The sequence below is a fragment of the Streptomyces dangxiongensis genome (assembly GCF_003675325.1).
In the GTDB taxonomy this organism is placed as follows: domain Bacteria; phylum Actinomycetota; class Actinomycetes; order Streptomycetales; family Streptomycetaceae; genus Streptomyces; species Streptomyces dangxiongensis.
The window spans coordinates 575,394-591,140 of record NZ_CP033073.1; the positions used below are offsets into that span (position 1 = coordinate 575,394).

Annotated in this window: 9 protein-coding genes; 5 read left to right on the forward strand and 4 right to left on the reverse strand. The window is 73.4% G+C overall.

Translation table 11 applies throughout. The features are described 5' to 3' along the window. Window positions 1-110: 110 nt before the first annotated feature. Both D9753_RS02775 and D9753_RS02780 read right to left on the reverse strand, forming a co-directional pair. Window positions 111-1,463, reverse strand: coding sequence for a serine hydrolase domain-containing protein (locus D9753_RS02775; protein WP_121785559.1), 1,353 nt, complete (start codon window positions 1,461-1,463; stop codon window positions 111-113). 99 nt (window positions 1,464-1,562) lie between these two features. Further along, window positions 1,563-2,495 carry a cytochrome P450 gene (locus D9753_RS02780; RefSeq protein ID WP_240468011.1) on the reverse strand — a complete coding sequence of 311 codons (933 nt, stop codon included), beginning with the start codon at window positions 2,493-2,495 and terminating at the stop codon, window positions 1,563-1,565. Between the two features lie 1,683 nt (window positions 2,496-4,178). Here D9753_RS02780 and D9753_RS02785 point away from each other — a divergent pair. Further along, window positions 4,179-6,329, forward strand: a complete 2,151-nt coding sequence (locus D9753_RS02785) for a SpoIIE family protein phosphatase (RefSeq protein WP_205614038.1) — start codon at window positions 4,179-4,181, stop codon at window positions 6,327-6,329. A gap of 106 nt (window positions 6,330-6,435) precedes the next feature. Here the strand turns inward: D9753_RS02785 and D9753_RS02790 are convergent, their stop codons facing one another. After that, window positions 6,436-7,962, reverse strand: coding sequence for a S1 family peptidase (locus tag D9753_RS02790; protein WP_121785560.1), 1,527 nt, complete (start codon window positions 7,960-7,962; stop codon window positions 6,436-6,438). Window positions 7,963-8,632: 670 nt separating this feature from the next. Here D9753_RS02790 and D9753_RS02795 point away from each other — a divergent pair. The 4 genes from D9753_RS02795 to D9753_RS02810 all read left to right on the forward strand — a co-directional run bounded on the left by D9753_RS02795 (window position 8,633) and on the right by D9753_RS02810 (window position 14,800). Next, complete coding sequence (locus D9753_RS02795) at window positions 8,633-8,848, forward strand: type A2 lantipeptide (protein ID WP_121785561.1); 216 nt, start codon at window positions 8,633-8,635, stop codon at window positions 8,846-8,848. A 108-nt stretch (window positions 8,849-8,956) separates the two neighbouring features. Next, window positions 8,957-9,763: an HlyD family efflux transporter periplasmic adaptor subunit gene (locus tag D9753_RS02800; protein ID WP_121785562.1), complete on the forward strand. Its 807-nt coding sequence runs from the start codon at window positions 8,957-8,959 to the stop codon at window positions 9,761-9,763. Further along, complete coding sequence (locus D9753_RS02805) at window positions 9,760-11,982, forward strand: NHLP family bacteriocin export ABC transporter peptidase/permease/ATPase subunit (RefSeq protein WP_121785563.1); 2,223 nt, start codon at window positions 9,760-9,762, stop codon at window positions 11,980-11,982. The genes D9753_RS02800 and D9753_RS02805 overlap by 4 nt, the downstream gene beginning before the upstream one ends. A 1-nt stretch (window position 11,983) precedes the next feature. Continuing rightward, entirely contained in the window at window positions 11,984-14,800 is a 2,817-nt protein-coding gene (locus D9753_RS02810; RefSeq protein ID WP_121785564.1) for an NHLP bacteriocin export ABC transporter permease/ATPase subunit, read from the forward strand. A 23-nt stretch (window positions 14,801-14,823) separates the two neighbouring features. On the opposite strand, the gene D9753_RS02815 is transcribed toward D9753_RS02810, so the two are convergent. Further along, window positions 14,824-15,729, reverse strand: coding sequence for a ribonuclease BN (locus tag D9753_RS02815; protein ID WP_394346678.1), 906 nt, complete (start codon window positions 15,727-15,729; stop codon window positions 14,824-14,826). Window positions 15,730-15,747 lie beyond the last annotated feature (18 nt).

Consider the following 15,747-nt stretch of genomic DNA (forward strand, 5'->3'; position numbering starts at 1 on the left):
GCCGCCGGGCCGGTCGGCGCGGGGGCCGGAGCCGGTGGCCGGGCCGCACGGTCCGGGGGCGTGGGTCACCTGTCCGGTGACCGGCCGCCGGGTCCGGCGGTGCGCGTGACTCAGCCGTCGTCGGTACGGCGTGCCGTGCGCCCGGATATCTGGACCCGGTCTATTCGGCCGGTGGCCGGATCGCGGTGGAAGCGTCCGCCGGGTTCGAGGCGCCCGGTGGCCGGGTCGACCAGGTCGCACGAGAGGTCGGCGTAGCAGACCAGCGGGAGGGCGAGGTCGCCGTCGACGGACAGGGCGGGCGTGCCGTCCGGCCCGGGTGCGACGCGGTACGTCGTGGTGCCGTTGCGGTAGGTGCCCAGGCACTCGGGCAGGTCCACGCGCCGGCCCGGGTCCGTGTCCTGGGCTGCGGCGGGCACCCGGACGCCGGTGAGCAGGGCCAGCTCTCCGGTGAGGTCGCGCCACAGGGCGGTGGCGCTCGCGGAGTTGCCCGTGAAGGCGACCACGATCCCGCTCTCCGGGTCGGCCCGCAGGTGGCAGGAGGTGCCCTGGGCGTTGCCGTCGTGGCCGCACCACACGCGGTCGTCCTGCCGGTACAGGGCGAGGCCGGGGCCCCAGCCGTCGGCCAGCGCGCCGGGGCGGGCGGCGGTCTCGGGGCGGCGCATCTCCTTGGTGACGGCGGGCGGCAGGACGTCGGAGCGTCCGATCAGCGCGTTGCCGAACGCGGCCAGGTCCAGGGCGCTCGCCAGCAGGGCGCCGGCCGGGGCCTCCAGCGGTGCCAGGGTCTGGCGGGCCGGACGGGCCCGGCCGGTCGCGGTGTTGAGGGCGTGTCCGGCGGCGACGGGGCGACGGGGCGCGTGGTCGCCGATGAACGCGGGTGCCGTGCCGAGCGGTTCGAGGAGCAGCGCGCTCACCGCCTCGTGCCACGGCATACCGGTGACGGTCTCGGCGAGCCGGCCGGCGGCGACGTAGCCGGCGTTGGAGTAGGAGAAGTCGGTGCCCGGCGGGAACAGCAGGTCGCGGGCGGTGCAGACGGCCGCGAGGCAGCGGGCGGCGGTGGTCTCGGCGGCGGTGTCGGAGTCGGGCCCGGTGGGCAGGCCGCCGGTGTGGCTGAGCAGGTGGCGGATCGTCACCCCGGGCGTGTCTCTCAGTTCCGGGAGCTGCCCGGCGGCGGACTCGTCGAGGTCGAGGTCGCCGTCGTCGGCCAGCAGCATGACGAGGGCGGCGGTGTAGGGCTTGGTGAGCGACCCCAGGGGGACGGCCGTGTCGGCGGTGAGGGGCGTGCCGGTCGCCGCGTCGGCGACGCCGGTGTGCACGGCGATGAGGTCGCTACCGGTGTCCAGGACGAGCTGGGCGCCGGGTACCCGGTGGGCCGTGGCGAGGGTGTCGAGGCGGTCCTGCAGCTCCGCCCGTAACCGGGAGGGCGTCCAGGATGCGGTCGGAGCGGTGGGGATGCTGTACGGCATGAGAAGGGGACTCCCGTTGGGTGGGTCTCATGTGCGGGTGTGCCGGTGCGGCCCTGGAGAGCGGAGCGGGGGCCGGCCGGGGAGGCGTGTGCGCTCGGGTTACGGCCTGCGGACCTCGACGGGCAGATGCCGTACGCCGATGATGACGGCCGGGTTCTGGAAGGCGATGTCCTCGTAGGAGGGGACCGTCAGGATGCGGAATCGTTTATGCAACATGTGGAGAGCGATCCGCGCTTCCAGCCGGGCCAGCGGCGCGCCGAAACAGAAGTGGATGCCGTGCCCGAAGGTCAGATGCGGGTTGGGGTCCCGGCTCGGATCGAGGACGTCGGGGTTGTCGAAGCGGGCGGGGTCCCGGTTCGCGGCGCCCAGGTGCGTCATCAGCATGGCGTCCGCCGGGATCTCGTGACCGCCGAGGACGACCGGGCGGGTGACCCGGCGGCCCAGCTCCGGGAAGGGGGGCAGCCAGCGCAGCACCTCCTCGACGGCGGCCGGGATCCGCGCGGGATCGGCGCGCAGCGCGGCGTCGGTGCCGGGGTGCAGGTCGAAGGTGACGACGGCGTTGCCGAGCAGCGCGGTGGTGGTGATGTGTCCGGCGACCAGCAGGAGGGCCACGAATCCGACCATCTCCTGGTCGGTGAGGCGGACGCCGTCGACCTCGGCGGCGATGAGCCTGCTGGTGAGGTCGTCCCCGGGGGCGGCGCGGCGGGCGCGGATGTGGTCCAGCATGTAGCCGTTCATCTCGCGCACCGTGGGGGCGATGGCCTCCAGGGCCCGTTCCAGGTCGGCCATGTCGGGGGCTTCGCCGAGCTGGTCGCCGCCGAACAGCACGCTCGCCCACTCCTGGAAGAGCCGGTGTTCCTCCGCCGGGACGCCGAGCAGTTCGGCGATCACGATGATGGGGAGCGGATAGGCCAGCGCGTCGACCAGGTCGAAGCGGTCCTGGTCCGCGACGGCGTCCAGCAGCCGCGCGCAGACGGCCTCGATGCGGGGTCCGAGCCCCTGCACGACCCGCGGGGTGAACGCCTGGCTCACCAGGGTGCGCAGCTTGCGGTGTTCCCGGGGGGTCCATGCCGACGAAGTTGCCCTGCCGGAAGGTCTCGAAGTCGGCCTGGGTGGGGGCGAGGGCGGAGAGGTCCGAGGAGTACGTCGCCGAATCGGCGAGCACGGTGGCGACGCTCGCGTGGTCGAGGACCTGCCACACTCCCTGGGCCTCGTCGTAGCGCACCGGCCCTGTCTCGCGTAAGCCCCGCCAGCGGTCGGGTAGCACCTCCAACAGGAGCTTCTCGCGCGTCGGTTGCTTACTTATCACCATGTCTCCTTGGTAGCGGCGTGCGCGGCACGGAGGAGTCGCGCGGACAGGGGGTGGTGCGGGAGGCCGGCGGACACGGGAGGCGGGGCGGCCCGGGCACGGCTCGGCCACCACCACTGGAACGTGTTCCGGGCGGAGGGAGCGCGTGAGACCCGCGTGTCTTCCTCGTGCGCGGCCCGGCGGTCAGCCGCCGCCAGCCGGGTGCCGGGACGGCCTCAGGCCGTCAGCAGGTCCGGTGCAGGACACGACGGCCTCGCGGCCGGCCACGGCCCCACGGCCCCGCGGCGAATACCGGCGTGCGGCAGACCAACCCGACATGACTCATCCCCCTCGGCGATACCTCCCGCGCGCCAGGCGCACGGGCCCTCCCGGCTCGTGAACGGACAGCGGAGCACCCGACTCCGACTGCCCGAAACGCGGTGTGAGAATACGCAGCCTCCGCCCATGCCGCCCCACGATTGGCATGATGCGTACTCCGCATCACCTTCGTTTCGATGGAACTCGGCCACAGTCTTCACGGTGAGTCACTTGTAAGCAACCCCCTGAAGTTGAACGGAGAGTACTCATGGGGTGCATTCGCGTCACCGATCGGCAACTTCGGCGGGACCGTTCCGCAGTACGCACTGCGGCCGGATCGCCGCTGGCGCGTGTGCCCACGCATCTTTCCCACAAACCCCACACGCCGGAAAAAGATGCCGCTGGACGCTCACCCGGGCTGCCGAAGTCCTGCACCGTCGCCGCACATGAACTCCACCTCACCGCCCGGCGGTTGGCCTGACCTTGCCCCTGATCTGGGACGACGATCCGGCCAGCGGCCGGGACACGGGCCGGCGCCCGGGACGGGACCGCAACACGCCTCCGGCGGCTCACGCCGGCCACCGGCGCGATCCGGCCGCCCCGGCGCGTCCCCGCCGCCCGGCACCGGCCGGGCCCCGGCGCGCGGGGGCCGGCTCCGGCCTCGTCGAACAGAATCAGCCATTGAGGCGCGGCAGGGGCGCATACAGAGAACACGTACACCACCTCGTGCCCCCGCCGCGGCGGGCCGCGCCCCCGGCCGGCACCCCGGGCATCGGGGGAAGGGAACACGCGTCGCCGCGTGCCGGACCAGGGTGCCGGTCCCCGGTGCCGCCCGTGCGTCCACCGCCGCACGGTCCCTCCGGGCGCCTGGGGACCACCCGGCGCGCCGCCGCCGCGGGGGCGGCCGTTTTACGCCGCCGGCCCGTCCGTGATGCTCGCCCGCACATCCCCCGGGCGCGGGAAGGCATGGAAAGCGGGCTCTCGGGGTAGGCGGAGCCATCCGCCGCAGGGGGAGCGCGTCCGGGGTACGCCGGAGCGCTCGCCGTGCGCGCGGCGCCGCCGCGAGGGAGTCTGGTCCCCAAGATGCGACGCGCGGCCGGTACGAGGAGGTGGTCGGCGTGTCCGACGGGCCGGAGCCGGGACGGGCGCCGGCGGCCGGCGGGGCACCGGTCGGCCGGCCGGTGCTGTCGCTCGCGCTGGCCGCGATGCTGGAGGAGGTGCAGGCGCACTCCGGCGCGGTGTATCTGCTCCGGCCCGACGAGCCGGTCCTGGAGATGGCCGTGATGGCCGGCATGCCGCGGGCGTTCGCGGCGCCCTGGGAGCGGGTCGGGCTGAGCGCGCCGATCCCGGTCGCGGACGCGGTGCGCGAGCGGCGGCTGGTGTGGGTGGGCGGCGAGGATCAGATGGCCCGCCGCTATCCACGGATCTCGGTGGTGCTGCCGTACCCGTTCGCGCTGGCCGCGGCGCCCCTGGCGACTGGGCGCAAGGCGTACGGCGCGGTGTTCGTGACCTGGCCGGGCGCGCATCCGCCGGAGCTGTCGGACTGGGAGCGGGACCGGCTGACGGCGGCCTGCGACCGGCTGGCGCTGCGGCTGGAGGGGGCCGCGGAGGAGAAGAGGCCGCTGGGCCACGAGCCGGACGTGCTCGCGGCACCGTTCTCGGTGGTGGCGGGCACGCTGGGCTCGGTGGAGGCGGCGCGGATGGTGTCCCGGCTGCCGTACGGGCTGGTGTCGCTGGATCTGCACGGCCGGATCGGGTTCGTGAACACGGCCGCCGCCGAGCTGCTCGGCAGACCGGCCGGGGAACTGCTCGGCACGCTGCCCTGGGTGGCGGTGCCCTGGCTGAAGGACCCGGTGTACGAGGACCGGTACCGGGCGGCGCTGCTCAGCCAGCAGGTGACGTCGTTCGTGGCGCTGCGCCCGCCGGGAGAGTGGCTGTCGTTCCGGCTCTATCCGAGCACGACCGGGCTCAGTGTGCGCATCAGCCGGGCCCGGGCGGTGGCGGAGCTGGCGCGCGCCGTTCCGCAGGCGGACCCGGGCCCGTCCCGGCTGGTGACGATCTCCCAGCTACTGAGCCTGGCGGGCGCGCTGACCGAGGCGGTCGGGGTGCGGGACGTGGTGCAACTGGTCTGGGACGAGGTGGCCCCGGCCGTCGGCAGCCGGGGCCTGGCGCTCCTGCGGGCACAGGGCGGCCGGCTGCACGTGCTGGGGCACCGCGGCTACCCGGACCCGCGCGTCGCCGAGCGGTGCGGCAGGCTGCCCCTCTCCGAGCACACCCCGCAGACGCAGGCTCTGAACAGCGGGGTGCCGGCGTTCTTCGAGTCCCGGGAGGAGCTGGAGCGGCTGTATCCCGACCGCCGGGGGACCCCGGACGGCTTCGCGGCCTGGGCGTACCTGCCGCTGATCGCGTCCGGCCGGCCCGTCGGCACCTGTCTGCTGGCCTTCGCCGAACCGCACACCTTCCCGGCCGACGAGCGGGCGGTGCTGACATCACTCGGCGGGCTGATCGCGCAGGCCCTGGAGCGGGCCCTGCTCTACGATGCCAAGCTCGGGCTGGCGCACGGCCTCCAGCAGGCCCTGTTGCCCAGCTCGCTGACGCCACCGCCGGGCATCGAGGCGGCGGCGCGCTACCTTCCGGCCACGCACGGCATGGACATCGGCGGCGACTTCTACGACCTGGTGCCGACCCGGCCGCTGGCGGCGGCGGTGATCGGGGACGTCCAGGGGCACAACGTGACCGCGGCCGGCCTGATGGGGCAGGTCCGTACGGGGGTCCGGGCGTACACCACGGTGGGGCAGGCGCCGCACGAGGTGATGAGCAGCACCAACCGGCTGCTGATCGACCTCGGGACGGAACTGTTCGCCAGTTGTCTGTACCTGCGGCTTGATCCGGCGCGAGGACGGGCCGTCATGGCGCGGGCGGGTCATCCGCCGCCGCTGCTGAGACGGCCGGACGGGCGGGTGCGGGTGCTCGACCTGGCCGGCGGGCCGCTGCTCGGGATCGACGCGTCGGCGGTGTACCCGACGACCGAGGTGTCCCTGGCTCCCGGCTCGGTCCTCGTCCTGTACACCGACGGTCTGGTGGAGGCACCGGGTATCGACATCGAGGACTCGCTGGTCGGTCTGGGCGGACTGCTCGCCGAGGCCGGCGGCCGGCCGCTGGAGGACCTCGCGGACGAGGTGGTCCGGCACAGTGCGGCGGCACGCGAGCGGGTGGACGACGTGGCGGTGCTGTTGCTGCGGGCACGGGACGACGGCTGACGCGTACGACCGTGGTCCGGCCCTCCCGCCGGAGGGCCGGACCGCTCCCCCGCCGACGGGAACCGTGGGTGGAGCCGGCCGGGGAGTCATCGCACGTCCGGTTCGCTCAGCGCGTGCCGGTCAGGGACGTCGCCCCGTGGCCGGCCGTGCCGGCACCGGACGCGTCACCCGCGCCTGCCTGGTCACCGGCGCCGGAGCCGTCGCCCGCGCCGGACTGGTCACCGGCACCCGCACCCGACTGGTCATCGGCACCCGCGCCGTTACCCGCACCGGACTGGTCACCCGCACCGGCACCGGACTGGTCACCGGCACCGGACTGGTCGCCCGCACCCGCGCCCGCCTGGTCACCCGCACCGGCACCGGACTGGTCACCGGCTCCCGCCTGGTCACCCGCACCGGCACCGGACTGGTCGCCCGCACCCGCGCCCGCCTGGTCACCGGCTCCCGCCGGGTCACCCGCTCCGTTGCCGGCGTTGCCGCCGTTGCCGCCGTTGCCGAGGGTCGCGCCGGTGGCCTGGAGGGCGGTGGTGACGGGCTGGAAGAAGGTCTCGCCGCCGTTGGTGCAGTCGCCGCTGCCGCCGGAGGTGAGACCGAGGGCGCTGCCGTCCTGGGTGAACAGGGAGCCGCCGCTGTCGCCCGCTTCGGCGCAGACGTCCGTCTGGATGAGGCCGTTGACGGTGTCGACGCCGTTCGGGTCGGTCTCACTCTGGAAGTTGACGGTGGCGTCCAGGCCGGTGACCTTGCCGTCGTGCAGTCCGGTGGTGGAGCCCATCCGGAACACGGTCTCGCCGACGGTGGCGTCGGCGGCCTGGTTGATCTGCACCGTCTGACCGTTGCCGGTGTTGACCTCGCTGGGCGCCTGTGTGGTGGCGTCGTTGTACTTGACCAAGGAGAAGTCGTTGCCCGGGAAGGTGGCCTGGTCGACGGTGGCGAGGGGCTGGCCGGTCTGGGAGTCGGACCAGTCCTTGGCGGCGACGCCGCAGTGACCCGCCGTCAGGAAGGCGGGGCTGCCGTCGGAGGCGGTGACGTTGAAGCCGAGGGAGCAGCGGACGTTGCCGCCCTGCACCTGGGAGAAGATGGCGTCGCCGCCGGAGAGGAACGTCTTGAAGGTGCCGGACGACCTCTTCACGGTCGCCATGCCGGGGCCGAGGTCGCGCACGGTGGACCGCAGCCGGTTCCACTGGGCGCCGGTGACGCTGCGGTCGGCGGTGACGAGGACCTTGTCGGTGCGCGGGTCGACGGCCCAGGAGGTACCGGGAATGGTCGCCTTGGCCTTCAGCGTCCTCGCGGCGGCCTTGAGGTCGGCGGTGCTGTTCTTCACCTCGCGGACGACCGCGCCCGCCTTCTTCGCCTGGACGACCATGTTGTCGTCGGCGCCGCCGCCACTGACGACGTTCACGACGAGCTGCTGCTTCGCGCTGTCGAAGTACGAACCGGCGAAGGCGTCTCCGAGGATCTTCCGCACCTGGGCACTGAGGTCCGAGGCGTCCGAGGCCTTCAGGGTCTTCGCGGTGCCGGCTGCGCTTGACGCCTGGTCCTTGTCCTGGGAGGCGTTGGCGTTGGGCAGCAGGAGGGCCGCCGCTCCGAGTGCCGCGACACCGCCCACCGCTATCGCGGCCTTGCGCTTGGGCATTCGCTTGTGACTCAACCTTCTCGACCTCCTGGGGACGGGGGTCTGCCACTGACGGGCAGGTGGTTTTTTGGGGGGGTACCGAGGCGCCTCGATGGTCGTAGGTACGCACCGGCCGCTCGGTGTGTTCAATTCCGTTTCCCAACGGCCTTGCCTGCGCGGCGATTCGGACAGGCTCCACGTGCGCATGGCCAGGAGTGGACGCCGGACCACGGATCGGCACAGTCTGTGACCGGTCCGTGACGGTCAGCGTCGAACGGGAAGCGGAATCCCTCCTTCAGGGAATCTGCACAGCGAATGCCCAGGCACGTCACGGGTGCCGGGGGATCTGCACATCCCCGCGCCCCGCGGCACACCTTTGGCGCGGAGTGCCGGTTTCGCGCCGCGGCGGGCGGGGCGCCCGGTGCGGCGATGCCGTGCGGCATGTGAAGGAGTCGCCGACAAGCCGTGCGCACGCCTGCACGGTTACGCCCCTCGATGGGCCAAGTGCGCAGGTGAGAGCCCTGATTGATTGGAAGCGCATCCACCGTGCGTGCTTTGATCCAACGCACCGCGGGGGTCCGGCGGGCCCCCGGAGACGGGTGCCCGGCGCCCGCGGACGCGGCCGTCCGTCTGTCCCCAGAGGGGGCCGCTCTCCCCCTTGTGAAATACCCATACGAAGGGAAGTTCCACCATGAACTCCACCCCCCAGGTCCAGACCGTCGAGATCTCGGACGCCGAGCTGGACAACGTCTCCGGCGGCCTGTCCGTGAACGCCCTGAACACCGTGACCGGTGCCGTCAACGGCATCGCCCCGGTCTCCGGCCTGGTCGACACGGTCGTCGGCACCGTCGAGGGTGTCACCGGCCTGAACACCCAGCCGGTCACCAACCTGGTTGCCGGTCTCTGACCGCACCCCGGTGTCACCGACGTCCCGGAGCCGTCCCTCGGCTCCGGGACTCTCGGGTGCCCCGGCACACCGCCGTTCCGATGTCCCCCCCCGGGTGAGGGAAGTCCCGTGCAGTTCCGCCAACAGGCCCTCGCCAAGCTCCAGTCGCCGGAGGAGCTGGATCTTCCGGTGCGGCTCGCCCGCCCGCAGGGCTGGCTCGCGCTCGGCGTCACCGTCGTCGTCCTGGCGGCGGCCTCCGTCTGGGCGGTGACCGGGTCGGTCGCCTCCACCGTGCGCGCGCCCGCCATCCTCACGCACGGGCAGGGCAGTTACCTGCTCCAGAGCCCGATCGCCGGACAGGTGACGGCCGTTCTCGCCCGGCAGGGCCAGCGGCTGCCCGCCGGCGCGCCCGTCGTGAAGGTCCGTACGGACCGGGGCGACGCGGTGGTCCGCACCGTCGCCGCCGGCCGCGTCACCACGCTCGCCGCCACCATCGGCCAGATCATCCGGACCGGTACCGGTGTCGCCGCGGTCGAGAGGACCGCCCACGCCTCCGACCCCCTGTACGCGACCGTGTACGTGCCCGCGGAGAACGCCGCCGCCATCCCGGCGCACGCCTCGGTCGACCTGACCGTGTCCTCCGTACCGGCACAGCGGTACGGGGTGCTGCGCGGCGAGGTGAGGTCGGTGGACCGCGGCGCGCAGTCCGCCCAGTCCGTCTCCGCGTTCCTCGGCGACAGCCAGCTCGGCGAGCAGTTCACCCGCGCCGGCCGCCCGGTGGCCGTCCTGGTCGAGTTGGACACCTCCCGGTCCACGAAGAGCGGTTACCGGTGGTCCACCGCCGAGGGCCCGCCCTTCCGGCTGGACTCCATGACCCTCGCCGACGCCTCCGTCCGGCTCGCCGACCAGCACCCCGTCGATTGGCTGCTCCCGTGACCACCGCCCAGGAAACCCGCGACCGCAGACGGGCGGCTCCCGCGAAGCGTCCGGCCCCCTCCTCCCGTACCCGCACGGTCCGCACCCCCACCGTGCTCCAGATGGAAGCCGTCGAATGCGGCGCCGCCTCCCTCGCCATGGTCCTCGGCCACTACGGGCGGCACGTCCCGCTGGAGGAACTGCGCATCGCCTGCGGTGTCTCCCGCGACGGTTCGCGCGCCTCCAACCTGCTGAAGGCGGCCCGCGGTTACGGCCTGACGGCCAAGGGCATGCAGATGGACCTGACCGCCCTCGCCGAGGTGCGGGCACCGGCCATCCTCTTCTGGGAGTTCAACCACTACGTCGTCTACGACGGCATGGGCCGCCGCTTCGGCCGCCGCGGCGTCCACATCAACGACCCCGCCAAGGGCCGCCGTTTCGTGCCCATGGAGGAGTTCGACAGCGGCTTCACCGGTGTGGTGCTGGTGCTGGAGCCGGGCGACGGCTTCACCCGGGGCGGGCGCCGGCCGGGCGTGCTCGGCGCGATGCCGGCCCGGCTGCGCGGCACCGCGGGCACCCTGCCCGCCGCGGTACTGGCCAGCCTCCTGCTGGTCGCCGTCGGCGCCGCCGTCCCCGCGCTCGGCCGCACCTACATCGACTCCTTCCTCATCGGTGGTCAGACCTCGCTGCTGGGCGTGCTGTTCACCTCGATGGCGGCGTGCGTCCTGCTCACCGTGGTGCTGACCTGGCTCCAGCAGGCCAATCTGCTGCACGGCCGGATCATCTCCTCCACGCTCTCCAGCGCCCGCTTCCTGCGCCATCTGCTGCGCCTGCCGGTGACGTTCTTCGCCCAGCGCTCCCCCGCCGACCTGGTGCAGCGCCTCCAGTCCAACGACCAGGTCGCCGAGACCCTGGCCCGCGATCTCGCGGCGGCGGGCGTGGACGCGGTCGTGGTCGTGCTGTACGCGGTGCTCCTGTACACCTACGACCCGCAACTGACGTGCGTCGGCATCGGCGTGGCCCTGCTGAACGTGGTCGCCATGCGGCTGGTCGTACGGCTGCGCGCCACCCGTACGGCGAAGCTGCGCGCGGACAGCGCCCGGCTCACCAACACCGCCTACACCGGTCTCCAGTTGATCGAGACGATGAAGGCGACCGGCGGCGAGGACGGGTACTTCCGCAAGTGGGCGGGACAGCACGCCACCACGCTGGAGGAGCAGCAGCGGCTCGGCGTGCCGAGCGCCTGGCTGGGCGTGGTCGCGCCCACGCTCGCCACCGTCAACAGCGCGCTGATCCTGTGGATCGGCGGCCTGCGCGCGGTCGAGGGGCACCTCTCGATCGGCCTGCTGGTCGCCTTCCAGGCGCTGGTCACCCGCTTCACCGCGCCGCTGACCCGGCTCAACGGCGTGGCAGGACGCATCCAGGACTTCGCGGCCGACGTGGCGCGGCTCAAGGACGTGGAGAACTTCCAGGCCGACCCGCTGTACGCCCGTCCCGGCGGCGTCGGCTCCACCCGCCGACTGCACGGGCACGTCGAGCTGGAGAACATCACCTTCGGCTACAGCCCGCTGGACAAGCCGCTGCTGACCGGCTTCGACCTGACGGTCGGCCCGGGGCGGCAGGTGGCGCTGGTCGGCGGCTCCGGCAGCGGCAAGTCCACGGTCTCCCGGCTGATCTCGGGCCTCTACACACCGTGGGACGGGGTCATCCGCATCGACGGCCGCCGGCTGGAGGACATCCCGCGCGGGACGCTCGCCGCCTCCGTCTCCTTCGTCGACCAGGACGTGTTCCTCTTCGAGGGCTCGGTGCGCGACAACGTGGCCCTGTGGGATCCGTCGATCCCCGACGAGGCCGTGGTGGAGGCACTGAAGGACGCGGCCCTGTACGACGTGGTGAGGCGCCGGCCCGGCGGCATCCACAGCCGGGTCGAGCAGGACGGCCGGAACTTCTCCGGCGGTCAGCGCCAGCGCCTGGAGATCGCGCGGGCGCTGGTGCGCCGGCCGAGCATCCTCGTGCTGGACGAGGTGACCAGTGCGCTGGACGCGGAGACCGAGCTGGTCGTGATGGACAACATGCGGCGGCGCGGCTGCGCCTGCGTGGTGATCGCGCACCGGCTCAGCACGGTCCGCGACAGCGACGAGATCGTCGTGCTCCAGCACGGCACGGTGGTGGAACGCGGGCGGCACGAGGAACTGGTGGCGCGTGGCGGCGCGTACGCGGCACTGGTCAGGGAGCGGTGAGATGACGTCCGTACACGAAGACGATCTCGTCCTCGGGGCGCTCGGCGCGCTGGGCACGCGGCTGGACTGCGCCGGCCTCGGCCGCCTGGACCTGGCGGACCCGCAGGTGCTGTGGCTGGTCGCGTCCGGCGCCCTGGACCTGTTCGCGGTGGACGCCGCCCAGCAGGGCCACTGGCACCACCTCGGCCGGCTGGAGGCGGGCACGCTGCTGCTCGGCCCGGTCACCGGGCCCCAGCACACCCTGGTGGCCCGCCCGGTCCGCGACTGTGTGATGCACCGCGTCGGCCTGCGCGAGCTGTACCAGCCCGCGCACACGCAGACCTGGTCCTACGACGCGGACGGCAACCCGCAGTACGTCCCGCCGGCGTCGAGCCCGCTGGAGTACGCGGTCGCCCTCGGCGTCGGCCGGGGCCTGTCGGTCCTGTTCCAGGCGCCGATGGCCGAGGAGCGGGCCGCGGCGCCGGCGGACGACGACGTCTTCTGGATGCAGGTGCCGCCGGGCAGCGTGCAGTACGGCTCCCTGTACGGCGCGGAGGCCGCCGCCGACCTGTTGATGGACCCGGCGCTGTGGCAGAGCATGGTCGACCAGCAGTACCGGCTGCTGACCGCGCTCGACCGGTGGATCGAACAGCTCGAGCGCACCCACGAGACCCGCACCGCGGCCGGGATCAAGGCCGGTGAGGCCGTGCGCGCCCAGGCCGACCGGACGCTGCTTGCCTCCATCGGCGGGCACCCCTCCCGCCGTACGACCACCGCCGACACCGACGCCACCCACGCGGCGTGCCGGCTGGTCGCCGAGGCGGCCGGGATCAGTCTCGCCGAGCCCGCGCAGAGCGGGGCCGACAGCGAGCGGCTGGACCCGGTGGAACGCATCGCGCTGGCGTCCCGGGTGCGCACCCGGGCGGTCCGCCTGGACGGGCGCTGGTGGCGGGAGGACGTCGGTCCGCTGGTCGGCCACCGGGCGCTGTCCGGGGCGCCGGTCGCCCTGCTGTGGCGGCGCGGCGGCTATGTGGCCGTCCATCCCGGGACGGGACGCGAGACGCCGGTGGAGAAGGCGAACGCGGCGGAGTTCGAACCGCGCGCGGTGATGTTCTACCGGCCGTTGCCCGACCGGCGGCTCGGCCCGCTCGGGCTGCTGCGGTTCGCCCTGCGCGGCACCCGGAGCGACCTGCTCCGGCTGCTCCTCGCCGGGCTGGTGACGGTCGCGATCGGGGCGCTGGTGCCGATCGCGACCGGCAAGGTGCTCGGCGAGTACGTGCCGCAGGCCCGGACGGGGCTGATCGTGCAGGTGTCCCTGGCGGTGATGGTCAGCGGCGTCGTCGCGGCGGCGTTCACACTGCTGGAGAACCTCTCCATCCTGCGGCTGGAGGGCCGGATCGAGGCGGCGCTCCAGCCGGCCGTCTGGGACCGGCTGCTGCGGCTGCCCACCCGCTTCTTCACCCAGCGCTCCACGGGTGAACTGGCCAGCGCGGCCATGGGCATCAGCGCGGTCCGGCGCATGCTCGCGGGCGTCGGCCCGGTGGTCGCCCAGTCGGTGACCGTCGGTGCGATGAACCTCGGCCTGCTGCTCTGGTACAGCGTGCCGATGGCGATGGCCGCGCTCGGCATGCTCGTCGTCATCGCGGCGGTGTTCCTGGGCCTCGGGCTGTGGCAGGTGCGCTGGCAGCGGCGGCTCGTGGTGCTCGGCAACAAGCTGAACAACCAGGCGTTCCAGACTCTGCGCGGCCTGCCCAAGCTGCGTGTGGCGGCGGCCGAGAACTACGCGTACGCGGCCTGGGCGCGGGAGTTCGCGCGCAGCCGGGAACTCCAGCAGCGGGCCGGCCGGATCAAGAACCTCACCACGGTCCTCGGCGCCGTGTACCTGCCGGTCTGCACGCTGCTGATGTTCATGCTGCTGGCGGGCCCGGCGAAGGGCGCCATGTCGGCGGCGGACTTCCTGGCCTTCAACACCTCGGTCACCATGCTGCTGACCTCGGTCACCCAGCTGACCGGCGCGTTCGTCTCGGCGGTGGCGGCGCTGCCGCTGTTCGAGGAGATCAGGCCGGTGCTCCGGGCCACGCCCGAGGTCCGCACGGCGAGCACCCGCCCGGGCCCGCTGTCGGGCGCGCTGGAGGCCCGCAGGCTGTCGTTCCGGTACGCCGACGACGGCCCGCTCGTCCTGGACGACGTGTCGTTCGCCGTACGGCCGGGCGAGTTCGTCGCCGTCGTCGGGCCGAGCGGCTGCGGCAAGTCCACGCTGCTGCGCCTGCTCATCGGCTTCGACCGGCCGGTCTCCGGCAGCGTCCTGTACGACGGCCAGGATCTCGCGGCCCTCGACCAGTCCGCGGTGCGCCGCCAGTGCGGGGTGGTCCTCCAGCACGCGCAGCCGTTCACCGGTTCCATCCTGGACGTCATCTGCGGCACCGGACCGTACACGCCGGAGGAGGCTATGGCGGCGGCCGAGCTGGCGGGGCTCGCGGAGGACATCCAGCGGATGCCGATGGGGCTGCACACGATCGTCGCGGGCAACGGCGCGATCTCCGGCGGGCAGCGGCAGCGTCTGATGATCGCGCAGGCCCTCGTCCGGCGCCCGCGGATCCTCTTCTTCGACGAGGCGACCAGTGCCCTGGACAACGACACCCAGCGCATCGTCATCGACAGCACCCGCAAGCTGAACGCCACCCGGATCGTCATCGCCCACCGCCTGTCGACCGTCCTGGACGCCGACCGGGTGATCGTGATGGAGGACGGCAAGGTCGTCCAGCAGGGCGCCCCGGCCGACCTCCTCGCCGACACCACGGGCCGCCTGCACGAACTGGTACGCCGGCAGCGGGCCTAGCCGGTCCTCTGGGGAGACCGTGTCTAGCCGCGCTCCCCCGGGGTCCCCGGCGGGCCGTCCGAGGAGCCCGGCAGCTCGCCGAGCGCGCCCGGCAGACGGTCCAGCGGTTCCGGCCCGTCGTCGTCGCCGTACTCCGGCCCGTCGTAGTGGGACGGCATCCAGTGGTGCCGGCAGAACCAGCGGCCGAACAGGGCGCCGCCGTAGATGACGAACCCCACGCCGATGAGCCACGACTCGACCACGAGCACGGTGCCGACGGCGCCGTAGCTGAGCGCGTTGGTCACGATGAGCGGGGTGAAGACGAGCGAGGAGAACGCCCGCAGGCCGACCAGGCCGATCACCGTCGCCAGCGCCCCCGGCAGCAGGGCGCGCCAGCGGATCTGCCCGCCCAGCAGGAATCGCTGTCCCCACCAGAAGAACAGCACGGCGCTGACCGTGGAGAGCACGATCCGCTGGCTGCCGTGCAGCGCCGCCTTCGTCGTCACCTCCTGGTAGAGGTACGCCGTCAGCACCACCAGCCAGGTCGCCTGCCGCCAGACCCGGTGCCAGGGGCCCGCCGCCAGCCGCCAGATCCGCTCGTAGGCGTTCTGCACGCTGCCGCCGAAGGACACGCCGAAGACGGCGAGCAGGACCGCGCTCCAGACGCTGGTGGTGCCGATGACCTTGCGCGGGGGGCTGATCACGTCGGTGAGCACCCGCGCGGAACGCCCGGACAGCCCCATGCCGTCGGTGAGCCACGAGGCGAACCCGCCCCGCACCAGGGGATCCGCGGCGGCCACCACGATCAGCAGCGGCGCCAGCGTCACCAGGGCCAGCGTGGCGAACCCCATGGCCCGGTGCATCAGCTCCAGCTCGCGGCCGTGCGCGAACAGCGCCCGGACGCCGAGCCACTTCCACGCGCGGTGCAGGCCGCGCCGCCACCGCCTCACGGCTCCTCCCGTGCTCGC